We start from the raw sequence: 24585 nt of genomic DNA on the forward strand, positions 1-24585 counted from the left end.
ATAAGGTATATCTAATGAATGATTTTGCATCTTTAGCGACACCCCCTACGCAGCATATCGGCGTCACCCGCTCCCTCTCTATTGCGATGCTCGGCAGTGGGGGCTCAGGCGTTATGACGGCTGGCGGACAGTTGCTGGATGCCGCCGGTCAGGCGGGCTGGTATGGCATGATGACCCGCTCTTCCGGCCCACAGATTCGCGGCGGCGAAGCCGCGGCCCTGTTACGCCTCTCACCCAAACCGGTTGAGACACACAAAGGCCGCTTCGATATTCTGCTGGCCATTGATTGGCTCAATGCCGATCGCTTTGTAGGCGAAATCATTCTTGATTCAAACAGTATAGTGATTGGCGATCAGGGCGGAACGGTACCCGAGGCCATCAGCCGCATGGGAGGCCGTTATGTAGAGCTGCCACTGAGTGAGCTAGCGAAAGGAATCAGTGGCGGACGCCCCAATATGGTAGCGCTCGGTGCGTTGGCCCATCTGATCGGACTGCCGATTGATGCACTGGAAGCGGTGCTGACAAAATCACTCTCAAAGAAAGGCCAAGAGGCCGTTGATGCCAGCATGGCGGGCGTCAGAGCGGGCGCCGAACAGGCCAGCGCTGTCCCGGACATCCCGGATTTCAAGGTCGAAGCCAACGCCAAGCAAGAGCGCTGGAGCATTACTGGCAACGAAGCGGCCGGTCTCGGCGCTATTCGTGGCGGGGTTCGCTTTGTCGCCGCCTATCCGATTACTCCGGGCACAGAGATCCTGGAGTGGCTCGCGCCCAACCTGAAAAAAGTCGGTGGCGTACTAGTTCAGGCAGAGGATGAACTGGCCTCCATTAATCAGCTAATAGGCGGCTCGTTTGGCGGAACGCCTTCACTCACCGCCACCTCAGGGCCAGGCCTGGCATTGATGATTGAATCGATTGGCCTGGCTGTTGCCTCTGAAACCCCGGTCGTGGTTGTCGATGTGATGCGAGGCGGACCCTCTACGGGCATCCCCACCAAATCTGAGCAGAGTGATCTTAATATTGCCATTTATGGATTACATGGTGATGCGCCGCATATTGTTGTAGCACCCATGTCGATTGGTGACTGCCTGTTTACCACCCAGTGGGCTACCCATCTGGCAGAAACACTCCAGACGGCATCGATCGTTCTTTCTGATCAATCACTGGGCCAGACACGCGCATTGATTGATCGCCCGGCTGACATTGCCTTTGTCTCTGGTGGTCGCAGCATTACCAGTAGATCAGAAGATTTCAAACGCTATGCAGTAAACGATTCCGGGGTGTCGCCCATGTCAATACCCGGCACTGTAGGTTGTCAGTACACCGCCGATGGTCTGGAACATTCACCCACCGGCACGCCATCCAGCCGCGCTGAAGATCACATTCAGCAACTCAATAAACGTAAACGCAAGCTCGATCAGTTTGATTATGGGGATCACTGGGCACTCACAGAGGGCGAAGGTGAAATCGCTGTACTCACTTGGGGTTCGAGTACTGGCCCTGTCAGCGAGGCCATCGATATGCTTAGGGCAGAGGGGTACAAGGTTCGTCTGATCAGTATGCGTCTGCTGTTGCCCGCTCAACCTCAACGTTTAGCTCAGGCACTCCAGGGCGTTGAACGAACACTGATTGTTGAGCAGTGCCACGGCGCACAGTTCCATCACTATCTACGAGCACACTACGACCTACCCGGGGAGATTCGCTCAATGGCCATACCCGGCCCCCTGATGATTCGCCCCGATGACGTCTATAGTGAACTTAAAGCGTGGGAGAACGCATAATGGAAATGGCAAATACCTGTCCCAGCCTTAAAGCCAAAGATTATAAGTCTGGTACCAAACCTGTCTGGTGTCCTGGATGTGGTGACTACAGCGTACTGCTGGCCATTACCAAGGCCATGGCTGAGATGAGCCTCTCACCAGAGAATGTTGCCTTGGTATCCGGTATCGGCTGTTCATCCCGCCTGCCAGCCTATCTCAATGTTTATGGTTTTCATGCGGTTCACGGCAGGGCACTGCCTGTAGCAACCGGTCTTAAAGTGTCCAGACCAGACCTAACGGTATTGGCCGCTGGAGGCGATGGCGATGGCTTCTCAATCGGCGGTAATCACTTTATGCACGCCTGTCGTCGCAACGTGGACATGACCTATATTGTGATGGATAACCAGGTGTACGGCATGACCAAGGGCCAGGCCTCTCCCACTACAGATCCTGACTGGGACAAAAGCAAGCTGACTCCGGGTGGCACCAAGATCAATCCCTATTATCCACTGGTGATTGCGCTCGCTTCCGGCGCCAATTTTATCGCACGTGCGTCAAGTACTGATCCCAACGGTGCGGCGAAAGTGTTGGTCGACGCGATGCAGCATCCCGGCTTCTCATTTGTTCACATGCTCAGCCCGTGCGTCACTTTCCGGCCTGAGCAGAAAGATTGGAAAAAAATGGTGCGTGCCGCACCGGTAGAGCCGACAACCGATCCAGCCGTTGCCGCCAAGCGCTTAATGACCGATGACAATTTTTTCCTCGGCACACTGTACAAGGGAAACCGCGCACCCTATCAGCCTGAGCTAAAAACATCGGTTGAGCATATTTCAGAACTGGAAAAAGGATTCATACTGTGAGTGAAATCAGCATCCTCAGTAAGGCCGATTTATTGGCCCGTACGCTGACCATGCTTTCTGAAACAGTGGATCGCTATGAACTGTTTGCTGATCAGATGGATGTGGTTAACAATCCCGAAGCCGCCGATATCTTTCGCTGGCTTGCTGAAAAACAAAACAACCGAACCCAAGTCGTAGAAAGCTTAAGTAAAGACACTGAGCTGCCACACATCTCTCCATGGGATTACAACTGGGATGATGCCATAAATACCAGTGCACATTATATGATGACACCTTATCACACGCTGTCTCTGGCAATCGCTGTCGAACAGAGTGCCGCCAAACTCTTTCTCCAAATTGAACAGAGTGAGATTTCTTCTGATGTTAAAAAAATGGCACATGGGTTTGCACGAGAAGCAAATGACTTTTGCGCTCAATTAGAGAAGAAAAGAAGAGAATATCCAATGCCAGAAAAAGGTTGGGATGAGGATCATGACCCACCACTTATGCTTGAATAGTTTCTCTTGCAACCGTTATTTCCTGGTATTTTAAATGCATACAAAGAGACGCCAATAGATTTTTTTCTGATATTTATCAAAAATACTGCAATGCAATTGCAAAACCTATTGACGTCTCTTATAAATAGTTTATTTTGAAACTAAATATTAATAATAAATTAGTTTCAGCGATTTTATGATGTTCGTTCATTAACCAACATCGCCACATTAAAAATTACAGATAAAGGCAGAAGAGCATGAAAGAGAGTCTACAGGCAGGCCTTACAAAAACGGACCGGTATGAAATTGATAAACCGCGTACGGTTAACTTTGTCGGTGATGATTGCGCCGTCTATTCCACACCCAGTCTCATCTACGATATGGAAGTCACCAGCCGGAATTTGTTACTCGAGCATCTTGATGCGAGTGAAGACTCCGTAGGCACTCGGGTCGAGATGGATCATACCGGCGCCACCCTGCTGGGTATGTGGGTAGAGATAACGGCGACTATTGTTGAGGTCAAAGGCCGCATGGTCAGCTATGAGTTTACTGCACGCGACGCCATGGAGAATGTCGCCAAAGGCAAGCATGTCCGCTTTGTCGTCGACACCGCCCAGACTGCTGAGCGCCTTAAAGCAAAAGCAGCAAAAGCAACCAGCTAAAGGCAGACAAGCATGACCCAGGAATCACCCACAGGCAAAACAAAAATCCCCACATACTGCTATCAGTGTGTTGCTGGCCCCGATCTGTTGAACGTACGCGTAGAAGATGGCATTGCCACTGAAATACAGCCAAACTTCGGCGCCGCAGATTGCACCCCGGCAGGTGGAAAGGTATGCGTTAAAGCATTTGGTTTGATTCAAAAGGTCTACAACCCACATCGCATCCTTACACCGATGAAGCGTACAAACCCGAAGAAGGGTCGCGAGGAAGATCCAAAGTTTGTCCCCATTAGCTGGGATGAAGCGTTGGATGCCATTGCAGAAAAAGTCAACAAAATACAGGCAGAAGGTAAAATAGACGCCGCCGGCTATCCACGTGTTGCCGCCAGCTTTGGCGGTGGTGGAACGTCAACCTACTACATGGGCACCTTCCCAGCCTTTCTCAGCACACTCACCCCTATCGATATGGGTTTTGGGAGCGGACAAGGCGTCAAATGCTATCACTCAGAACATCTCTATGGGGAACTCTGGCATCGTGCCTTTATTGTCGCACCAGACACGCCCAAGTGTGAGTACATCATCTCTTTCGGCATGAATATCGAAGCATCAGGTGGTGTTTGTGGCGTTCGCCGTCACGCTGATGCACGTGATCGCGGTGTCAAGCGTATTCAGGTAGAACCCCATCTTTCTCAAACGGGTGCCGCCTCGTCAGAATGGGTACCCATCAAGCCAAAAACTGATCCCGCATTCATGTACGCGCTCATTCATGTCTTGCTACATGAACAACGTGATCGACTGGATAAAGTATTTTTACGTGACCGTACGGGCTCTCCCTATTTAGTAGCGCCAAACGGATATTACCTACGTGACCCTGAAACTAAAAAACCGCTGGTCTATGATCTCAAAACCAAACAAGCCGTTCCGTTTGATACGGCCAATATTGAGCCTGCCCTCGAAGGACAATTTGTATTAAGTGGCATCGAACTGGGGGCTGATGACGATCGCTGGGAACACCAGGATATCAAAGTCACCACCGCGTTTGAAAAACTGATTGAGCACATGAAGCCGTTTACCCCGCTATGGGCCGCGCGGGTCTGTGATGTAGACAACAAGATTATCCGACGCATTGCACTGGAGTATCTTGACCACGCCAAGGTAGGTGAAACCATTGAAGTTGATGGTCGTACCATGCCCCTGCGTCCAGTGGCTGTCACCTTGGGTAAAACCGTTAACAATGGCTGGGGTGGTTATCACTGCTGCTGGGCTCGCACTATGTTGGCGGTATTAGTCGGTGCCCTCGAAGTGCCCGGCGGTACCATCGGCACCACGGTTCGCATCAACCGTCCCGCCTCTGATCGCAACGACAGCGTCAAACTTTCAGAGGATGGTTTCCTTGCCTATCCGATGAATCCAACAGATAAAGAGAACTGGCTGGCAACGCCCGATGTACGCAACGCCAACCGCACTTTGGTACCGCTGGTCGGCAACTCGGCCTGGAGCCAGGCACTTGGCCCAACCCATCTCGCATGGATGCAGCAAGACAAAGGCCCCGACCACTGGCCACAAGCCACCAAGCCGGATTTGTGGTTTGTCTATCGGACCAACCCGGCGGTATCCTTTTGGGATACCAACCAGATCACCAAAACCATCGCCACCTTCCCTTTTACGGTCTGTTTCGCCTATACCCGTGATGAGACAAATCACATGGCCGATATCCTGTTACCTGATCGTACAGACCTGGAAGGACTGCAACTGATCCGTATCGGTGGCACCAAATTTATTGAGCAGTTCTGGGATCATCAGGGTTTTGCCCTGCGACAACCGGTTACTGAACCACAAGGCGATACCCGCGACTTTACCTGGATCAGCACAGAACTTGCGAAACGTTGCAATATGCTGGAGCAGTACAACAAGGCACTCAATCGCGGTGCTGCAGGTGTAGCCCTTAAAACAGATAAATATGACTTCAGTCTGGATGTCACTCAAGAGCATGACGTTGAAACCATCTGGGATGCCAACTGCAAAGCCGCAAGCGCGGAAATCACTGGCGGAAAAGAACAGCAAGGTCTGGATTACTACAAAGAGAAGGGCTATCGGCTGACTGATTTCCCACGTATCAAATGGTACCTCACCGCGAAGATGGAAGATGAAGGTGTTCGCTACGAACTGCCCTATCAAGAGACACTAAAACGTGTCGGCGTCCAACTCGGTCGACGCTTACATGAGAAGGGCATCAGCTGGTGGGATGAACAGCTGGAAGAGTACGAGGCCTTACCTGACATGATGGATTTCCAAGCCCTTTGGGAAGGCGCATTGGAACGCAACTTTGGCGTCGATATCAGCGACTATCCGTTCTGGCTGGTCACCTCCCGCAGCATGCAATATGCCTGGGGCGGCAATGTATCGATTCAGATGATTCGTGAAGTATCAAAGAACATAGGCACTCATGGTGGTCTGGTAATGAATACCGGAAGAGCCCACAAGATGGGACTCAAGGATGGCGACCGGGTAGAGATTACCTCACCCCTCAGTGCTACCCGCGGCATTCTGGTAACACGCGAAGGCATTCGACCTGACACCCTGATGCTGATGGGTCAGTTCGACCATTGGGCTACACCTTTTGCAAAAGATTTTAATGTGCCAAGCATGAATGCACTGGTTCCCATGCTGTTGGATTTGACCGATTCAAGTGGTTCCGGCGCTGACCTGGCCAGAGTAAAGATAAAGAAGATTGGAGAGGCCAAATGACCCGTTATGTGATGGTCGCTGACATCAACCGCTGCGTCGGTTGCCAGACCTGCACAGCCGCATGTAAGCATACGAACGCGACTGCTCCTGGTGTGCAGTGGCGTAAGGTGCTGGATTTTGAAGTGGGCACCTATCCGAATGTGCGCCGCGCATTTATCCCGGTAGGCTGTAATCATTGCCTGGACGCGCCCTGCGCTGACGTCTGTCCAACACTCGCCACCTACAAACGCCCAGACGGTATCGTCTCGATTAACTATGACCTCTGTATTGGTTGCGCCTATTGCATTCAGGCCTGCCCCTATCAGGCAAGGGATCGTGTCGACGTCCCTAACAAGGCCTACGGGAAAGAGTTTGGCCAGATGAAGCATGAACAGAAAGTGCCCCACTCAGAGCGTCGAGCGGTAGCGCAGAAATGCACCTTCTGTTCTGACCGCATCGACTATGGCACAGCCAATGGACTGACTCCGGGTATCGACCCTGATGCTACACCGGCCTGTGCCAACGCCTGCATTGCCAACGCGCTTATCTTCGGTGACATCGACAATCCGAATAGCAATGTCTCTGAACTACTGCGAACACATAAACATTTCCAGATGCATGAAGAGTTGGAAACCGGCTCAGGCTTCTACTACTTATGGGAGCGTAAATAATGTTGGCCCCAACACTACAGAAACGCTGGGACTGGCGAGCAGCAGGGAACTTTATCTGCGGTGGTACCGGAACAGGCCTTATGATCATTGCGGCGACGTTATCCACCATGGGTCTCAATACCACCGCCTATGCCCTGCTTGCCAGTGTTTTGGTCACCGCAGGACTGGGACTGGTCTGGCTTGAAATCGGCAGACCACTTCGTTCTATGAATGTCTTCCGTAACCCAGCAACCTCCTGGATGACGCGAGAAGGCATGGTGGCAATCCTATTAATACCGATGGGCCTGCTCACCTTCTTCACTGAATCCAGTTCACTGTTAGTCTTAAGCGCACTGCCGGCTGCGTTTTTCCTGTTTGCCCAGGCCCGCATTCTACACATGGCAAAAGGTATACCCGCCTGGCGCACCAACGCGATTAACCCATTAATCCTTTCTACCGGATTAACCGAAGGTATGGGTGTACTGCTGATTCTTATCGGCCTGACAGCAGGCAATATCGAAGCCTTTTTCAAGGGCTATGGATGGATCGTTGCGCTCTCGCTCGTGTTTCTACGTGGAGTGGCCTGGATCAATTACCGTTATTCACTGGCAAACAATGCCCCTGAAGCGACCTTGAAAGTATTAGAGCGATCCAACATCGTGATCGTCCTATTGGGTATCGCAACGCCGATTGTATTGCTGTTTATGGGCAAACACTATGTAGCCTACCAACTCCCTTTAGCGGCCACGGCAGGCCTTTTCATGGTGTTTTGTGGCTGGTTCTGTAAATACCAGATCATCATTTACGCGGCTTACTACCAAGGTTTTTCCATCGCACATACACCAGCGCGTGGTGGTGGAAAATCGGGCCCGGGGCTTAAACCCGGCTGGAGATTACCTCAATGACCACTGCTGTTGCACAAAAAACAATCCATGAAGTGAGGTTGCATGGCCGCGGTGGCCAAGGCGCTGTACTAGCTTCAAAGATACTGGCTAAGGCGATAGCCATGAGTGGCTTACACGTCACGGCGATTCCCTCTTTTGGATTTGAACGGCGAGGAGCACCCGTAGCGGCTTTCATGCGTTACTCAGAAAAACCGCTCCGTGCCGTGACCAATATCTATGACCCCGACTACATCATCTGTATCGACCCAAGCATACCCAAGGCGGTCGATATCTTTGCCGGCGTGCAACCCGGCAGTACGCTGATCCAGGCGACCCGACATTCGGCAGAATCCCTCAACTGTCCGGAGCCGATCACCAAGGTCGTTCTCTGTGATGCCGTCGGTATCGGTATGGAAGTATTCCGACGCCCCATCACCAATACCATCATGCTCGGCGCATTTGCCCGTGCGACAGGTATTGTCACCATGGATGCGTTAAGAGCCGGACTTGAGTCAGCCAATTTCCGGGATGCCGGGCTGGAACAGAACCTGATCGCAATCGAACGCGGTTATAACGAAGCGATTATCAAACAACGTCAAGGAGAGGAATGGGTATGAGCAAAATGAAGGCCCATCCACGACCCGATATGAGTCAGGTACCGGACAATCTCTGTCCTGTCGCCACGATCGAAAACCCCATGCTGCCAGGTGACTGGCGTGCCGAACGGCCTATTGTCGATCGCGCCAAGTGTGTCAAATGCGGCATCTGCTGGATCTTCTGTCCCGTGCAATGCATTGTCGAGAAACGCGCCTGGTTTGATGTCAATTATGACACCTGCAAAGGCTGTGGTATCTGTGCTGTCGAGTGCCCACACCGTGCCATCAAGATGATAGAGGAGGTCAAGTAATGGCCAGTCCTGCCCTTAAAACCACTCATCCCGGTTGCGCACAATCTATTGTCTGTGACGGCAACGAGGCGGCCGCCTGGGCCGTCGCACTCTCACGCCCTGATCTGGTCGCCGTCTATCCCATCACACCTCAATCTTCACTGGTTGAGTATGTCTCCCAGTTCATCGCCGATGGAAAGATCCAGGCGGAGCTGATGAATGTTGAAGGTGAGCACAGCGTGCTGTCCGCCCTGCACGGTGCCGCACTGGCAGGCGGACGAACCTACACCGCCACCTGCGGCCCGGGTCTTGCGTTCATGTTCGAACCCTATTGGCGTACACCCGGCATGCGATTGCCAATTGTGGCATCACTGGTGACCCGTGATGGCATCACACCACAATGTGTCTGGGGTGGTCAGCAAGATGCTATGACCATGAAGGAGACGGGCTGGATACAGATCTATTGTGAAACCGTCCAAGAGGTGCTTGACACCACCATCATGGCCTATCGCATTGCTGAACATCATGACGTCATGCTGCCCGTGAATATCTGCCACGATGGCAACTATCTCTCTTACGGTGTCACTCAGGTCGATGTACCCGAACAGGCTGCCGTTGATGATTACCTGGGTGAGAAAGATGTCAATTGGCACGTGGCGCTTGATCCACTGCGCCCCATGGCCGTTGATCCGCTGACTGGAGGTGCTGGCGGCATTGGCCCGAGTAAATTTGTCGCCTATCGTAAGTCACTGTGTGACGGCATGCAGAATGCGCTGGGTGTTATTGAACAAGCCCACCAAGACTGGGCCGACATCTTCGGCCGTGAATTTGCCCCGCTAGTAGAAGAGTATCGACTGGACGATGCCGACTATGCCCTGGTCACTATCGGTTCCATGACCGGCGCGGCCAAAGATGCCGTCGACAGTGCACGGGAAAAGGGTGAAAAAGTGGGGCTGATCAAGATTAAAACCTTCCGACCCTTCCCCATTGAAGCCATGACCCGCGCCCTATCGAAAGTGCGGGCCGTTGGTGTCGTCGATCGTTCAGTTCATTACGGATGGAATTGTGGCCCACTCTATCAAGAGGTATTGAGCTGCCTTTATCGCACCGGCAAAACCATATCCGCCCGACCCTTTATTGGCGGTTTGGCTGGCGCCGATCTGACTGAGGCACACTTTGCCAAAGCGATACAGGCTACTGCAACCATGTGGGCCGATGAAACGACTATCGACAGCCCTATCTGGCTCAACGAGAACGATTGAGGAATATGCGATGAACAGCACCCATTATCTCATCGCCGGCGCCAGCCATGCTGGACTGGAAGCCATTCACAGAATCCGCCTGATTGATGAAACCGCAACCATTACCGTTGTTACGCGGGATGCACGCCTACCCTACTCCCCGACCATACTGCCCTATGTGGTTTCTGGTCAGAGTGATCCGGATCGGGTGGTATTGCGAAATGCAGATTATTTCAAAAACCTGAATATCAACCTCATCACAGGTGATGAACTGGTCGCTATAGACGAAGCCAACAAGCAGGTCACGCTACAATCAGGTGATCAGTGGCATTATGAAAAACTGCTCTTGGCCACGGGAGCCGACCCCATCATTCCACCCATCCCAGGTCTGAGCGAAGCGTCCTTCCATGTCCTGCGCACAATGCAGGATGCGATTAATTTACGCACCCATGCGGGCAGCGCAAAGACCGCCATCGTACTGGGTGCAGGGCTAATCGGTATGCACGGCGCCGAGAACCTTCGCCATGCCGGCTTAGATGTCACCATAGTGGAAATGTGTGACCAGGTGCTACCCGGATATTTTGATACGCGCGCGGCCTCTGTTATTCAAACAGCCTTCAACAGCAACGGCATTACCATGCTGATGGGCAGTCGTGTCGTGAAAGTCGAGCAGCAAGCGCAGAGTTGCCAAGTTACGTTAGAGAATGGCAACAGCATTACTGCCGATCTTTTGCTTGTCGCGACGGGTGTGAAACCGAAACTGGATTACCTGAAAGGCACTTCTGTTCAAGTTGAAGAAGGCATCCTGGTAGACCGTAACATGCGCACAGATGCTCCCGCCATCTGGGCTGCGGGTGATGTAGCCCAGGCCGCTGATTTCTACCAAGATAAAAAGGTCATGATGGGCATTCTACCGGATGCCGTTACGCAAGGTGCTATCGCCGCCATGGATATGAGCGAAGACTACACACTGCAACCCTATACGGGCGGCGTACCCATCAACACCTACACCTTTTTTGGTCAGCAAGCGATTTCCGTAGGCCAGTGCATGGCCGATGATCAGAGTGAAGAGTTAACTCAAGTAGACGATGACAATCATCGCTATTTAAAGATACTGCTAAAGGACAATCAACTGCAGGGTATCTCCAGCATCAATGAAGAGATGGATGCGGGTGTCATGTGGCAATTGATCTTGCGCAAAATCGATCTCACTTCAGTAAAAGACGCCTTTATCGCCCGGCCACTCGAAACAGGTCGCGCCCTCATGTCCAGTACTTGGCGATAACGGGAGAACATGTCATGACCGCCTATAATACGATCACCTTTGACCCGTCGCGCTGCAAAAGCTGCAACGACTGTGATGCCTGTATGACTGCCTGCTCGCAAATCAAGTCCGGGACAGATGATCTGCTCTACTCACGCATCAAGATTATTGCCGGAATGAACGGCAGCTTACCTGAACTGGCACTTTGCCGGCAGTGTGGTGATCCAGAATGTACCAAGAGCTGCCCCTCTACCGCACTCACTAAAAATGAACAGACTGGCGTCATCGATTGGGACAAGAGTCTCTGCATCGATTGTCTCCTCTGTACCGTTGGCTGCACCTATGGTGGCATCACCTATAACATGACACTGAATCATGTGGCCAAATGTGATATGTGTGATGGCGATCCCGCCTGCGTCAAGGCCTGTCCCAGCGGTGCGCTGAGTTATGTTACCTCTGCCGGTATCTTTAATGATCAACATGATCGGGAAGATCTGTTCGTACCCGGCCTCTCCGCCTGCCAGGGTTGTAACTCTGAAATGATCATGCGCCATTCACTGCGCAAAGTAGGACCAGACACTGTGCTGGCCACACCACCTGGTTGTATCCCTGGCATGGGTTCGGTCGGATTCAATGGTACAACCGGCACCAAGGTGCCCGTATTCCATCCACTACTGACCAACACGGCCTCCATGCTCGCCGGCCTGAAAAAACAGTACAACCGCATGGGTCGCAACGTTACGGCCATGGCATTAGCCGGTGATGGTGGTGCAGGTGATGTAGGCTTCCAATCATTATCTGGCGCAGCAGAACGCAATGACCAGATTCTGTTTATCGTCGTCGATAATGAAGGTTATATGAATACCGGCATGCAGGCATCGGGTAGTACCTCTTACGGCTCCTGGACGACGACGACACCGGTCGGATCAGAGATGAAAGGTAAACGCACCAACCAGAAAAATCTCGCCATGATCATGATGAATCATAATTGTGAATATGTGGCGACTGCATCCACCGCCTTTGTCGAAGACTATTATGAAAAACTCGACAAGGCCCTGGCGGCCTCTGAACGTGGCTTTGCCTATTTACATATCTATTCACCCTGCCCAACGGGTTGGCGCTTCCCCTCCTCTCAAACGATTGAGGTATGCCGCAAGGGTGTAGAGACCAACTTTGCACCCCTTTGGGAATATGAGCGTGGCGGTGAATTGCGCTTCACCCATTCAATAGATGACCCCCTGCCGGTAGAGGCCTATCTGAACCTGAGTGGCAAGTACCGCCATGTCAGCGAAGAACAGCTACAGCATATACAGGAACAAGTTAACGAGCGGGTAAAAACCCTCAAACGCTTTGCCGGATTAAACTAAAAAAACTTCGAGGAGAGTGACACCATGTCAGATACTGGTGCCGATAACTACTATTATGATCCCGAGGCAGAATGCATGCCCCGTGGACAGCTACTTCAGCTACAGTTGACGAGACTGAAAAAAATTCTTCAGCACGCCTACGACAATGTCCCGCATTATCGCGCGGCATTCGACAAGCAGGGCGTGAAGCCGAATGAATTGCAATCACTTGAAGATCTGGCCAAGTTCCCCTTCACCATTAAAAATGATCTGCGTGATGCCTATCCGTTTAACATGTTCGCCGTACCGCGCGAACAGATCAGTCGACTGCACGCCTCATCCGGCACCACCGGCAAGCCAACCGTTGTTGGCTATACTGAAGGCGATATCAACAACTGGGCCGACCTGATGGCGCGCAGTATCTCTTGTGCCGGTGGTCGTCCAGGCGACATTGTACATAACGCATTCGGGTATGGACTGTTTACCGGTGGACTCGGCGCTCACTATGGGGCGGAACGGTTGAAATGTACGGTGACACCCATGTCCGGTGGTAATACCGAAAAACAGATCGCAGTGATGAGTGATTTTGGCTCTCATGTGCTTTTCTCTACACCCTCGTATGCACTCAACATTGCCGAGGTCGCCAGGAGCGAAGGGGTCGACCTTGCGGCGGGTCCTTTGCGCATTGGTCTGTTTGGAGCAGAACCCTGGAGCGATGAGATGCGTGTTGAGCTGGAGAAACAGCTTGGTCTGAAGGCGATGGATATCTACGGTCTGTCCGAGATCATGGGACCCGGTGTCGCCTGTGAATGCCCAGAGCAAAATGGTCTGCACGGATGGGAAGATCACTTCCTGTTCGAGATCGTTGATCCCGAAACATTACAGCCCCTCCCCTATGGCGAGGTGGGCGAACTGGTTATCACCACACTGACCAAAGAGGCGCTGCCGATCATTCGTTACCGCACTCATGACATTACTCGACTGACGGACGAGCCTTGCGTTTGTGGTCGTTCACATGCCCGCATTCTGCGTGTAGCTGGTCGCAATGATGACATGATGATTATTCGCGGCGTCAATGTTTATCCCTCGCAAATTGAATCCGTACTGGTCGGCATTAAGGGCGTTGCACCGCATTACCAGTTAGTGATCAAACGCGAAGGTGTGTTGGATACATTGTTGGTCGATATAGAGGCAGAACCCGATTTCAGCGGGGATCGCACCGCACTGGGCGCAGAAGTGAAGCACCATATCAAATCACTGATTGGTGTCACCTGTACCGTTAACGTCCTGGGTACCGGTGAGGTTCCACGTTCACAGGGCAAGGCGGTTCGCGTTAAAGATCTGCGAAAAAAGTAGATTGAAACCACAGGGGTCCGCGTCATATTTAAAATTTTTGACGTCGATTCCTGATAGAAAAAGTAAGGAGCTGATTGTGAGTTTTTGCCAAGAATGCAACCACTGGCGCTTTGAACAAAATGCAGCCCTGCGCAATGAACATGAGCAGGATGGCTTTGGTGTCTGCGAACTGTTCGATCAGATGCGTGCCAATCCACTTCGGGCAATCGTTCGCACCGATGATGAGTTTGCCGAGATACAGGTGCGGGGCGAGTTTGGTTGCAATCTGTTTGAGGCAAAGTAGCCCATCATGAAGCAAGGAGGCTGAATAAGGGGCGGCACTTATGCGCCATAGGGCGTCCCATGGGCGCCGTCGGCGGGCACAGCCCGCCCTATGGTTTGCGAGCTGGCCAGACCCTGTGGCAGAAGCACCAGCGCATCATGGCTACGATGGGTGGCCACAAGATATAGAGGGGTGGGACGTAAACCACCCGCCCCTTTATTTTAAATAACTCGCCCGGTGCGAGAGGATGACCCACAGGGGTCAGAGGTAATACTATGAATATCCAAGATCGCGTCAACGCACTGCTGGAACGCATGCATGACACACCACAGTATGCTACGCAGGGCGCTGTCCTGTTTGTCGATCTTGAGCATCGTACTCACCAGAAGGCTTATCTGCCAAAGGAAGTACTCACCACTTTCCTCAGTGGGCGCGGTGCCAATATGTATCTGCTGTACAACCTGCTCGCCACAGAAAAGATGGAAGCACTGGATACTGAAGTGCCACTGATTTTTGGCAATGGCGTATTTACCGGGTACATGGCCTCGGCAACCCGCGGTAATGTCACCAGCCTCTCACCCGAAAGCGACGCGATACTTGATAGCAATGCCGGTGACTACTTCCCTGCTTTCATGAAGCATCATGGCTATGAACATATTGTGCTCTATGGACGGAACCCCCAATGGACACTGCTCAAGATCGCCTTTGACGAAATTGAGTTCCTTGATGCCACACCCTATCTGGGCCTTAACAACCTGGATGTCACCGAGGCGATAGAGCGGGATTTTGAACGCACCGAACGTAAAGATATGGCCTTGGCGCGCATTACCAGTGCGGGTGAAAATCTGGCACTCAGTTCGGGCATCATGGGTGGCATCAAGGCAATCTGGGCACGGGGAGGAGCCGGCGCCAAGATGGGATCACTGGGCCTGAAGGCGATCATGATCGACGGAGCACCCGGCAGGATCATTACCAGCAAAGAGTTTAAACTGGGTAACAAAGAGATCAGCAACAAGGTGATCGGCACCAGTGTTATCCGCAATGCATTGAAAACGGTTGGCACCCCCTTCCTCTACAAACCTAGCCGTATACTGGGTGCCATCGGTACCAAAAACAATCAAGAGAACACCTGGGTTGAAGATCTGGATGCCGATAATTTCGATGTCTATCGCACCGGCATGGACGGCTGCTACAAATGTCCGGTCAAGTGTCGGCCACTGAATGACATGACCCCGGGTGCCGAAGGAGGTTTCGGCGCACACGCCCTAAAGGGCGTCACAGGCAACGCCAGTTATGACACTGCGCAAGCCGAAGTGGAACATCAGCATAAAGCCAGTTATCAGGGCATCAAGGGTGATGGCATCTTTGACCGTTATGATAAAGGCGACGGCCCGGAATATGTCACCGTCGGTAAATTTGGACCCAACGTCGGTATCACAGCACCTGAACAAGTTCTGCGCCTGAATAATATCCTTAACGACCTGGGCTTCGATTCATCCGGTACGGGTGGTGCCATCGGCTGGGCCATGGAACTGTACCAACGCGGTATCATTGATCAGCAGACTACCGGCGGCCTGGATCTGAGCTGGGGTAACTATGATGCCGTAGAACAACTGCTGTTTATGATGGCAAAACGGGAAGGTTTTGGTGATGTTGTCGCTGATTCCGGCCAGGCCGTTGCCACTGGCAAGTATCCCAAAGAAGCCTTGGATTACCGCATGACCGTTAAGGGTCTGTTCCAGTCCGATCCCCATGACAGCCGCATTCTCAAGGCCTTTGCCTTGGGTCTGGCCGTTGCTACTCGTGGCATGGATCACCTGCGCAACCGGGTCACCCTGGAGATCAATGCGCGCATCAATGATGACGCAGAATTCAAGGCCGAACTCTACGGTGGCAAGGTCTCTGCCGAACCCAATGCATACGGCGGTAAAGAGTATGCTGTACGCCGTTGCGAAGACACCTTTGCGGTGGGTGACTCGGTGGGTATGTGCCGCTTCACGACCAAGCTGTTCAACTCACCTTCACTGACAGGTACCGAAGAGTTTGCAGAACAGCTCAAATTGCTGACGGGCGTTGTGATGAGCAGTGATGATCTGCTTAATGCCGGGCGCAATGTGATTGCGCTGGAGCGCATGATCAATGCCCACCGTGGACTCACCTCAGCAGACGACACCCTGCCAAAACGCTGGTTTGAAGAGCCCAACACAGCAGGACCATTCGCGGGTGAAAAAATAGACAAGCAAGCCTTTGAAGCGTTGAAACAGCGCTTCTATGAGGTCTCAGGTTTCGAGCCTGACGGACTACCCAACAGTAACTGGTGGAATGAGCTTTCTGAGGTCATCACGGGCTACCACCTGAAGGTAAATCTACCAGAACTTCCCGGCGTATCGCGCAGCAGTCTGATTCTCAATCGGCCAGTAAAAGACATCCAGGAATTGCGCCTACGACTTATCTCTGCCCTGCCGCAGGCCGCCGAGGCATTGAACGACAGCGCATTGGGTATAGCAATTAATGATCAGCTCGTGGTTTCAAGCGAACTGGGACATGCATTACATAATGGGGATGAGGTGAGTCTCGTACCCATGCTGGCAGGAGGATAATAAAACCAGAAAACAGTGTGGAAAAGGTACAAATATCAGTATCATGTTACTATCGGACGAAAGAGGGTACCACCTAGGATTGTGAGCGCATGACTGAGACGACTAATGCCACAACTGGCAGCGAGATAGCCATTGAGCAACTGACCGAAGAGGTCGGCTCACGGGTGCGTTCGGTTCGGTCGCGGCGCGGCCTGACCCGGAAAAACCTCGCTTTCCACTCGGACGTCTCAGAGCGTTACTTGGCTCAGCTGGAACGCGGCACTGCCAATGTGTCGCTGGCCCTGCTATCACGCATTGCCAAGGCACTGGGAGTGCGGATCGGTTCTTTGCTACCTGAACAGGAGGAGAGTTGTATCAAGTATCCTCCTTTAGGCGAGTTGGTCGACACCTTCAGCCTGGAGACCCAGGAGAAGGCCTACCAATTACTCCGCGGTGCTTTTTCTCAAGGACAGGGAGCCTACCGGGGTGTTGCGTTAATTGGTCTGCGCGGCGGCGGAAAAAGTACCCTGGGTGAGCTGTTAGCAAAACACTACCAGGTACCCTTTATCCGCATGCAGAATGTGATATCGCAACTGGCAGGCATGGATATGGGTGAATTGATTTCGCTTACCGGTCAGGCTAACTATCGCCGACTGGAACTGCAGGCTCTGCAACAGACCATCACGGATTACCGCCATGTTGTTATTGAGACGGGCGGCAGCCTGATCTCCGAGTCTGAGACCTATCGCGTCCTGCGGGAGCACTTCTTCACCGTCTGGGTACGCGCTTTGCCCGAAGATCACATGAACCGGGTTATAGAGCAGGGTGACATGCGACCTATGGCAGGAAACCAGCAGGCAATGGACGATCTGAAACTGATATTGACTGAGCGTGAAACCGATTATCGACTGGCTGATTATCAGATAATGACTTCAGGCCAGACCATTGATCAAAGTCTGAATACTTTGATCAAACAGTGCGGCCCGTATCTACAAGGCAGCTAAACCGTACTGATTCGATAACAACCCCTTACGTTCAGCCGGGGCTGCAACACCTCGGCTATCTTTACCTTTCCCCACACACCTTTCTAGTACCGGCACAGGCTTGTGCCAAAAAATCTTCTCGAGGGTTTATCCCAAGGAGTCGTAGTCAAGTCAGCCTTACTATTTGCCTGCCTTACACCGACTCCAGTGCGAAAAATATAACAACTGAGAACCCGGAGGGGTCGGAGTCAGTTACGTTAACAAGTACCCATACCACACAGGGGTTGAACCTGACTCCGACCCCGGTGTGAAACATGCCATTTTTAACCAAGGATCTAAACCATGCCTGAAGCCTTTATCTGTGACGCCATTCGTACACCCATTGGCCGTTATGCTGGCAGCCTCTCCACACTCCGTGCCGACGACCTCGCTGCCCTACCTGTGAAGGCGCTGATGGAGCGTAACCCTGACGTTGATTGGTATCGGGTGAATGACCTGATCTACGGCTGCGCCAATCAGGCCGGTGAGGACAACCGCAATATCGGACGCATGACCGCACTCCTGGCGGGCCTGCCGGACGCCGTTCCAGGCGTCACAATGAATCGTCTCTGCGGCTCCGGTATGGATGCCGTCGGTACGGCAGCCCGCGCCATCAAGAGTGGTGAAGCAGAACTGATGATTGCCGGCGGCGTGGAATCCATGTCTCGCGCCCCCTTTGTAATGGCAAAAGCTGAGAGCGCCTTCTCACGTCAGGCTGAGATATTTGACACCACGATTGGCTGGCGCTTTATCAATCCCATGATGAAGAAGTTGTACGGCGTCGATTCAATGCCGGAGACGGCTGAAAACCTGGCGGTAGAATTTGGTATCAGCCGTGAAGACCAAGACACCTTTGCCCTGCGCTCTCAACAACGTACGGGGGCGGCTATCACCGCAGGTCGACTCGCCGAAGAGATCGTACCGGTTACACTGCCACAACGAAAAGGCGACCCGCTCATTATCAGTCAGGATGAACACGCAAGACCACAAACTACGCTGGAACAGTTAGCCAAGTTACGCCCCATCGTTCATCCCGAAGGCTCGGTTACTGCGGGCAACGCCTCGGGTGTCAATGACGGAGCATGCGCACTGATCATTGCTTCCGAGCAATCCGCAAAAGAGCAGGGGCTGACACCCCGCGCCCGTATCCTCGGCTTGCAGACCGCCGGCGTGCCACCTCGCACCATGGGCTTCGGCCCCGCCCCCGCGAGCGCACAACTACTCAAGCGGCTGGGGCTGACACTGAAAGATTTGGACCTTATAGAACTCAACGAGGCCTTTGCCGCTCAGGCACTGGCAGTCACTCGCCATCTGGGGCTGGCCGATGACGACCCACGCATCAATCCCAATGGCGGCGCGATTGCTCTCGGCCATCCACTGGGTATGAGCGGCGCACGACTGCTGACCACCGCAACCAATGAACTGCATCGAAATAGCGGCCGCTACGCCCTCTGCACCATGTGCATTGGTGTTGGTCAGGGCATCGCCATGATCATTGAGCGTGTGTAATTCGCTCACCAAACGAACCCATCAAACCCAACAGAGATCGCTATGACAAACCACACTGCACTGGATACGGATACGATTACAGCATTGCTGCAAGATGCCGCCGACTCACAACAAGGATCACTGGATTCGGCATCATTACTTCGGTTACTGGAACAAGCGGGCCTGCCTGTGTCCCGCACCGATACCCTTTCAGGAAACACACTGTCTCTGCGCCTGAAAAACACCCGGGAATTTGGCCCGGTGATCTCGGTTGGGCTGGGCGGTGATCAGGGTGAGCTACTAAAAAGCGCCCTTAAAAAGGGACAACATAGCGTAACCGCTGCTGCTGATCTGACTCAGGGTGATGACCTGCTGGATAGCTTTCGCCAGACCCTCGCCTATCGACAGCTTGACGAAAAAGTCAGCGACCAGGCGTTGATGAACTGCTTTGATGCCTTGATCATGCTAGCCCGTTACTATGCGCCCAATAATTCGTCTGCACCTTTTATACTGGATGAACTAACCCTCAATCCCTGCTGTTTTGATAACGGTCATCTCCTGATTGAATCTGCAAGCTGCCAATTCAGTGAACCCAAGGCCATTCCCGCACCACGCCCTGTTGAAAAAATCGCCAAGATGCTGCACCCGAAATCGATCGGCATCATCGGCGTCTCCGGCAGTAAAATGAACTTTGGCCGGATCATCCTTAAGAACATTCTAGCCAGCGGCTATCCCGCCGAACAGCTCACCATTATCCGTCCCAACGAGGAGGAGATTGATGGCGTGAAATGCGTCGAGAGCCTCAGTGCCCTTGAACAAAAGCTTGATCTGTTTGTAGTGGCTATTGCTGCCGATGCAGTATTTGATCTGGTGGATGAGGTGATCGCCACACAAGCCGCTGAAGCGGTCATGTTGATACCCGGAGGATTGGGAGAGACCGCTGCCAGCCGAGAGCAGACTGCTGCCATGATGAAGCGCATCAATGACGCACACAGATCAGACGCTGGTGGCCCCGTCTTTCTCGGAGGAAACTGCCTCGGTATCGTCTCCCACCCCGGTGAATATGACACCTGGTTCATCCCAAAAAATCGCTTGCCTCAAGGTCAGAAAAAACAGCAGCGTAACTCGGCACTGATCAGCCAGAGCGGCGCCTTCATGATCACCCGCATCAGCAACAACCCCTGGCTCGATCCCGCCTACATGACTGCACTGGGTAACCAGAACGATCTCACCCATGGAGATATGGTCAACTACTTTGCTGATCAGGATGAGATAAAAACCATCGGCGTCTATTCAGAAGGCTTCCGTGATCTGGATGGACTCACCTTCGCCAAGGCCGTACGCAAAGCAACGTTGCTCGGTAAACAGGTGGTGCTCTATAAGGCAGGACGCTCCATACCCGGTGCTATGGCCGCCATGGGTCACACTGCCTCCATTGCCGGTGACTTTGATCTCTGTGAATCCGTAATTACACAAGCGGGCGGCATTGTATCGAATGACTTCGACCGCTTTAATGACCTCTTCTATATCGCCGGCTGCCTGCATGATAAGACGATTGGTGGCAACCGGTTGGGTGCCGTCAGCGGCGCCGGTTTTGAAGCCGTGGGCATGGCCGATAACATCCATGTCGATAACTTTTCCCTGGAAGTCCCGACCCTATCACCACAAACTGAACAACGTATCGCTGAGATTCTAAAAGCAAAGCGGCTGGATGCCCTGATGGAGGTACGTAATCCGATGGACATCAATCCCGGTGCTGATGACGAGGCCCATCTACAGTGTGCCGAGGCGTTTGCCAATGACCCGGACATCGATGCCGTGGTAGTGGGACTTGATCCGATGTCACCGGTCATGCGCACCCTGGTGGAGAACAAACTGCGGCCGGGTTATGACACCAGCGATGAGCAGAGTATTGCCCACCAGATGCCTAAAATGGTCAAGGCGCTGGAAAAACCGCTGATTGGTATTGTAGACGGCGGAGCACTCTATGACCCGCTGGTCGCCCAGATGATGGATCAGGGGGTTTGTGTGTTCCGCTCATGCGGGCGCGGCGTACAGGCCTTATCCCGCTACACCCAGGCCAGATTAAGTGGTGAGCAGATCAGAAAACGGTTTGGCTAGATTACAGAACTGCCGGTATTGGTTTGCATAATCAATACCGGCAGTGACCCAGCATTAAAGCAGGGCAAAGCGTTGGTTACCCTCTACATGCATAACCGACTGAGCCCGCAAGAGCTCTTCAAACTGATGTACAGGAAGAGGTTGACTGAAATAGAATCCCTGCACCTCCCGGCATCCACGCTCACGCAAAAAGTTTATCTGCTCCAGCGTCTCCACACCCTCTGCAATTACATCCAGATTCAGGCTCTGCCCAAGACCGATAATAGCAGTGGTAATAGACATATCACTGATGTTGTCCGGTATTTCCATAACGAAGGAACGGTCCACCTTTAATTTTGTAATGGGCAGCTTCTTAAGATAACTGAGTGATGAATAACCGGTACCAAAATCATCAATAGAGATACGCACCCCCATGGCCACAAGTTGTTGCAAGATCAATGCACAGGCCTCTGGGCTTTTCATCAGCGCTGTCTCGGTTATCTCTAATTCAAGATATTTTGATTCCAGCCCTGTCTTTTGCAATACACTATAAACATCCTCCTCCAGTGTTTGTAAAACAATCTGCAGCGGGGAAAGATTCACAGAGATGGGAATCGGTGTCAGATTTCGCTCCTGCCAGAGTTTATTTTGTGTACACACCTCTTCCAGCACCCATTTCCCTACGTTGCTAATCAATCCAATATCTTCAAGCACAGGAATAAACTCTACAGGTGAGATCATTCCAAATTCCTGATCCTCCCATCGCAGCAAGGCCTCTGCCCCGATGATACGCTTTGTCACCAGATCCACTTGCGGCTGGTAGTAGACAAAGAATTCTTTTTTATCGGCGGCTCTGTGTAAACGACTCTCCAGTCTCAGCCTTCGATTAAATCGCTCACCCATCTCCGGTCTAAACGCCCTCACTTCACCCCGCCCACTCTCTTTGGCATGGAACATCGCTGTATCCGCAAGTTGAATGAGCCGATCTGTATCCGTAGCATCCTGTGGAAATATGCAGGTACCAATGCTGACGCTCAGATGTATAACATGTCCATTTATGACATAAGTGGTGGTTAATTCACGTTGAATTTTTTCCACGATCACATCGGCATCTTGTGGCGAAGTGACATCTTCAATAAGGACTGTAAACTCATCCCCGCCCATTCTTCCAACAGTGTCATCAGTGCGCACACAACAGAGCAACTTTCCAGAGACCTTGCACAACAACTCGTCACCGACGGCATGCCCCAGACTGTCATTGATCACCTTGAACTTATCAATATCGATAAACAGAATGACAATAAGCGTCTCTTTTCGTTTGGCCCGCTTGATTGCCTGATCCAGGCGGTCTTTAAACAGTGTCCGGTTGGCCAGCCCGGTTAACCCATCATGGTAGGCCATGTGCTTGATTTCATTTTCAACCGTTTTGCGTGTGGTGATATCGTGAAGCAATATCAATTTTGAAGGGTAACCATTCCAACTGGTCTCTGTAATATGCGCCTCGGCTATCCCCCAGAGATTGGCCTCACAGTGAACGTCTAACTCAGTCCGTCCGCTATAGGGCACTGAGGTGAGTCGCTTGTTGGTTACAACCCCATCCTCTTCAAGATCCAGCATCACCTGCGCTGCAGGATTACTGAACAAACAGCGGTCATTCGTATCAAGAATGATCATTCCCGTTGGATTGAGCATGACCAGACTGAGGAAGTTCTGTTGCGCATTTAACAGATTCTTCTCAAGCACATTCCGTTCAGCAATCTCTTCTTCCAGCTTGTTGGCTGAAAGCTCTGCTTTCTTCTTTTCTTCAATCAATGCCCGGGTTGTCTCAGTTACCCTGGATATAGCCCCTTTAACCATGAATACAAAAACAATAATCATGAGGGAAAACAGAATCACCATGGCTGATTTAAAATGCTTCTCTTGCGCCACATTCTCTTCGATAATCAGCGAACAGACCTGTGATACGTTTAGAATGCTATCAATAGCCTGCGTGGCAATGGCCAACCATTGATCGCCCGTAATGGTATAAGATGCAGTCAGTGAATTAGCATAGAGCTCCTGCCTGGCTACCGCGTACTCACCTGATATGGCCTTGTCCATTTGCTCGATGGCATCAAGCAGTCTTTTATCAATTCCAGCTTCATGTCTTATCCGGCGGATGTGCCCTATATGCTCCTCAACAACCGAATGAAACTGATTGAGTTCATATCGGGAACTCTCTGTAAGGGGCGCTTGCGTCAAGATATGCCTTGCCAGTAATGCACGCTCACGTCCGGCATACTCACTGAGGAGCCAAACCCAATTTCGAATGGTCCAGTAAGCACCATTTTTTACGGGCGCCTCAATCATGGCGGTTGACAGAAAATTTCGAAAATGCTGTTCATGGTTAATGGTTTCAGTCAATGAGTCGAACCATTCACCCGGGGGGAATGAGCCACCTTCTCCGAGAATCCTTTTATCAGCACGCTCACGCGCACTGCGCTTCAGCTCACTAACCTCTTCGACATGCTGCAGTCCCATACGAAGAATAAAGTTTTCTGGGAATTTCTTCACCAGTTGGCTGGCCAATAAAACAGCCCGATCAAATTTAATATCACCCTGTTGCCGAAGTGCGTAGATGTGTTCAAGCTTCTGGCCTATATCGGACGGGGCTACCGGGCCACTCAGAAGGGCTAATGTGTAACCACGCTCCTTTGCACGGATATTCGACGCATCCATGAGCTGGACAACAGCCTGACTGGCCTCGGCTCTGGCTGCCGAGGCATAAAAATCATCCCAGGCCCGCCAAGTTGACTGTATGGCGAAAAACAGCAGGGCCAATGCCATGAGAACAATGGTTGCCGTAATGATGCGATAGGAATCATTCGTGCGTTTTTTTAAGAATCGATACAACAACTTATACAGCTCCCACGCTCTAACCGGAGTACCCTGTGACCCAATGAATCAATTAAGCAACACACCTGTAAACACAGGCGATTCAGAGGTAATATTTGTGTTAACTAATGGTTTACATTCTGGTATATTT

At 52.1% G+C, this 24585-nt stretch carries 19 protein-coding genes; 18 read left to right on the plus strand and 1 reads right to left on the minus strand.

Annotated features, from left to right (window positions below):
- Positions 1 to 14 precede the first annotated feature (14 nt).
- From FHP88_RS15990 to FHP88_RS16075, 18 genes are all read left to right on the plus strand, one after another.
- Positions 15 to 1778 (plus strand): 2-oxoacid:acceptor oxidoreductase subunit alpha, encoded by a 1764-nt coding sequence (locus FHP88_RS15990; protein ID WP_144360089.1) that lies wholly within the window; start codon positions 15 to 17, stop codon positions 1776 to 1778.
- Positions 1778 to 2617, plus strand: a complete 840-nt coding sequence (locus tag FHP88_RS15995; protein ID WP_144360090.1) for a 2-oxoacid:ferredoxin oxidoreductase subunit beta — start codon at positions 1778 to 1780, stop codon at positions 2615 to 2617. The genes FHP88_RS15990 and FHP88_RS15995 overlap by 1 nt, the downstream gene beginning before the upstream one ends.
- The gene (locus FHP88_RS16000) at positions 2614 to 3114 is read left to right on the plus strand and encodes a hypothetical protein (protein WP_144360091.1); all 501 of its coding nucleotides are present in this window, start codon (positions 2614 to 2616) and stop codon (positions 3112 to 3114) included. Before FHP88_RS15995 ends, FHP88_RS16000 begins: the two co-directional genes overlap by 4 nt.
- A 236-nt stretch (positions 3115 to 3350) precedes the next feature.
- Positions 3351 to 3755, plus strand: a complete 405-nt coding sequence (locus FHP88_RS16005; RefSeq protein WP_144360092.1) for a thioesterase family protein — start codon at positions 3351 to 3353, stop codon at positions 3753 to 3755.
- Between the two features lie 12 nt (positions 3756 to 3767).
- Entirely contained in the window at positions 3768 to 6503 is a 2736-nt protein-coding gene (locus tag FHP88_RS16010) for a molybdopterin-dependent oxidoreductase (RefSeq protein WP_144360093.1), read from the plus strand.
- Positions 6500 to 7153 carry a 4Fe-4S dicluster domain-containing protein gene (locus FHP88_RS16015; protein ID WP_144360094.1) on the plus strand — a complete coding sequence of 218 codons (654 nt, stop codon included), beginning with the start codon at positions 6500 to 6502 and terminating at the stop codon, positions 7151 to 7153. Before FHP88_RS16010 ends, FHP88_RS16015 begins: the two co-directional genes overlap by 4 nt.
- Positions 7153 to 8037, plus strand: a complete 885-nt coding sequence (locus FHP88_RS16020; protein ID WP_144360095.1) for a hypothetical protein — start codon at positions 7153 to 7155, stop codon at positions 8035 to 8037. The genes FHP88_RS16015 and FHP88_RS16020 overlap by 1 nt, the downstream gene beginning before the upstream one ends.
- Complete coding sequence (padE, locus tag FHP88_RS16025; RefSeq protein ID WP_335341541.1) at positions 8034 to 8633, plus strand: NADH-dependent phenylglyoxylate dehydrogenase subunit gamma; 600 nt, start codon at positions 8034 to 8036, stop codon at positions 8631 to 8633. The genes FHP88_RS16020 and padE overlap by 4 nt, the downstream gene beginning before the upstream one ends.
- Complete coding sequence (padF, locus tag FHP88_RS16030; protein WP_144360096.1) at positions 8630 to 8923, plus strand: NADH-dependent phenylglyoxylate dehydrogenase subunit delta; 294 nt, start codon at positions 8630 to 8632, stop codon at positions 8921 to 8923. The genes padE and padF overlap by 4 nt, the downstream gene beginning before the upstream one ends.
- A complete protein-coding gene (padG, locus tag FHP88_RS16035) occupies positions 8923 to 10164 on the plus strand; it encodes an NADH-dependent phenylglyoxylate dehydrogenase subunit alpha (RefSeq protein WP_144360097.1) in 1242 nt (413 codons plus the stop codon). Before padF ends, padG begins: the two co-directional genes overlap by 1 nt.
- A gap of 10 nt (positions 10165 to 10174) precedes the next feature.
- Complete coding sequence (padH, locus tag FHP88_RS16040) at positions 10175 to 11428, plus strand: NADH-dependent phenylglyoxylate dehydrogenase subunit epsilon (protein ID WP_144360098.1); 1254 nt, start codon at positions 10175 to 10177, stop codon at positions 11426 to 11428.
- A gap of 14 nt (positions 11429 to 11442) precedes the next feature.
- On the plus strand, positions 11443 to 12774 hold the full coding sequence (gene padI, locus FHP88_RS16045) for an NADH-dependent phenylglyoxylate dehydrogenase subunit beta (protein WP_260843339.1): 1332 nt from the start codon (positions 11443 to 11445) through the stop codon (positions 12772 to 12774).
- 24 nt (positions 12775 to 12798) lie between these two features.
- Entirely contained in the window at positions 12799 to 14109 is a 1311-nt protein-coding gene (locus FHP88_RS16050) for a phenylacetate--CoA ligase family protein (RefSeq protein WP_144360099.1), read from the plus strand.
- A 76-nt stretch (positions 14110 to 14185) separates the two neighbouring features.
- Positions 14186 to 14392 carry a hypothetical protein gene (locus tag FHP88_RS16055; protein ID WP_144360100.1) on the plus strand — a complete coding sequence of 69 codons (207 nt, stop codon included), beginning with the start codon at positions 14186 to 14188 and terminating at the stop codon, positions 14390 to 14392.
- A 254-nt stretch (positions 14393 to 14646) separates the two neighbouring features.
- Complete coding sequence (locus FHP88_RS16060; protein ID WP_144360101.1) at positions 14647 to 16971, plus strand: aldehyde ferredoxin oxidoreductase C-terminal domain-containing protein; 2325 nt, start codon at positions 14647 to 14649, stop codon at positions 16969 to 16971.
- An 89-nt stretch (positions 16972 to 17060) separates the two neighbouring features.
- Complete coding sequence (locus FHP88_RS16065) at positions 17061 to 17954, plus strand: helix-turn-helix transcriptional regulator (protein WP_144360102.1); 894 nt, start codon at positions 17061 to 17063, stop codon at positions 17952 to 17954.
- Positions 17955 to 18275: 321 nt separating this feature from the next.
- Entirely contained in the window at positions 18276 to 19481 is a 1206-nt protein-coding gene (pcaF, locus tag FHP88_RS16070) for a 3-oxoadipyl-CoA thiolase (protein ID WP_144360103.1), read from the plus strand.
- Positions 19482 to 19523: 42 nt separating this feature from the next.
- Entirely contained in the window at positions 19524 to 21581 is a 2058-nt protein-coding gene (locus FHP88_RS16075; protein ID WP_144360104.1) for a CoA-binding protein, read from the plus strand.
- Between the two features lie 54 nt (positions 21582 to 21635).
- Here the strand turns inward: FHP88_RS16075 and FHP88_RS16080 are convergent, their stop codons facing one another.
- The gene (locus tag FHP88_RS16080) at positions 21636 to 24455 is read right to left on the minus strand and encodes a putative bifunctional diguanylate cyclase/phosphodiesterase (RefSeq protein ID WP_144360105.1); all 2820 of its coding nucleotides are present in this window, start codon (positions 24453 to 24455) and stop codon (positions 21636 to 21638) included.
- Positions 24456 to 24585: the final 130 nt, after the last annotated feature.

Origin of the sequence: Sedimenticola selenatireducens (assembly GCF_007625115.1) — a bacterium.
Classification (GTDB): Bacteria; Pseudomonadota; Gammaproteobacteria; order Chromatiales; family Chromatiaceae; genus Sedimenticola; species Sedimenticola selenatireducens_A.

Coding starts and splice junctions, on each gene's coding strand:
- FHP88_RS16060 (WP_144360101.1), top strand. CDS start 14,647: ATGAATATCCAAGATCGCGTCAACGCACTGCTGGAACGCATGCATGAC.
- FHP88_RS16065 (WP_144360102.1), top strand. CDS start 17,061: ATGACTGAGACGACTAATGCCACAACTGGCAGCGAGATAGCCATTGAG.
- padH (WP_144360098.1), top strand. CDS start 10,175: ATGAACAGCACCCATTATCTCATCGCCGGCGCCAGCCATGCTGGACTG.
- FHP88_RS16075 (WP_144360104.1), top strand. CDS start 19,524: ATGACAAACCACACTGCACTGGATACGGATACGATTACAGCATTGCTG.
- padE (WP_335341541.1), top strand. CDS start 8,034: ATGACCACTGCTGTTGCACAAAAAACAATCCATGAAGTGAGGTTGCAT.
- padG (WP_144360097.1), top strand. CDS start 8,923: ATGGCCAGTCCTGCCCTTAAAACCACTCATCCCGGTTGCGCACAATCT.
- padI (WP_260843339.1), top strand. CDS start 11,443: ATGACCGCCTATAATACGATCACCTTTGACCCGTCGCGCTGCAAAAGC.
- FHP88_RS16050 (WP_144360099.1), top strand. CDS start 12,799: ATGTCAGATACTGGTGCCGATAACTACTATTATGATCCCGAGGCAGAA.
- FHP88_RS16020 (WP_144360095.1), top strand. CDS start 7,153: ATGTTGGCCCCAACACTACAGAAACGCTGGGACTGGCGAGCAGCAGGG.
- FHP88_RS16015 (WP_144360094.1), top strand. CDS start 6,500: ATGACCCGTTATGTGATGGTCGCTGACATCAACCGCTGCGTCGGTTGC.
- padF (WP_144360096.1), top strand. CDS start 8,630: ATGAGCAAAATGAAGGCCCATCCACGACCCGATATGAGTCAGGTACCG.
- pcaF (WP_144360103.1), top strand. CDS start 18,276: ATGCCTGAAGCCTTTATCTGTGACGCCATTCGTACACCCATTGGCCGT.
- FHP88_RS15995 (WP_144360090.1), top strand. CDS start 1,778: ATGGAAATGGCAAATACCTGTCCCAGCCTTAAAGCCAAAGATTATAAG.
- FHP88_RS15990 (WP_144360089.1), top strand. CDS start 15: ATGAATGATTTTGCATCTTTAGCGACACCCCCTACGCAGCATATCGGC.
- FHP88_RS16010 (WP_144360093.1), top strand. CDS start 3,768: ATGACCCAGGAATCACCCACAGGCAAAACAAAAATCCCCACATACTGC.
- FHP88_RS16005 (WP_144360092.1), top strand. CDS start 3,351: ATGAAAGAGAGTCTACAGGCAGGCCTTACAAAAACGGACCGGTATGAA.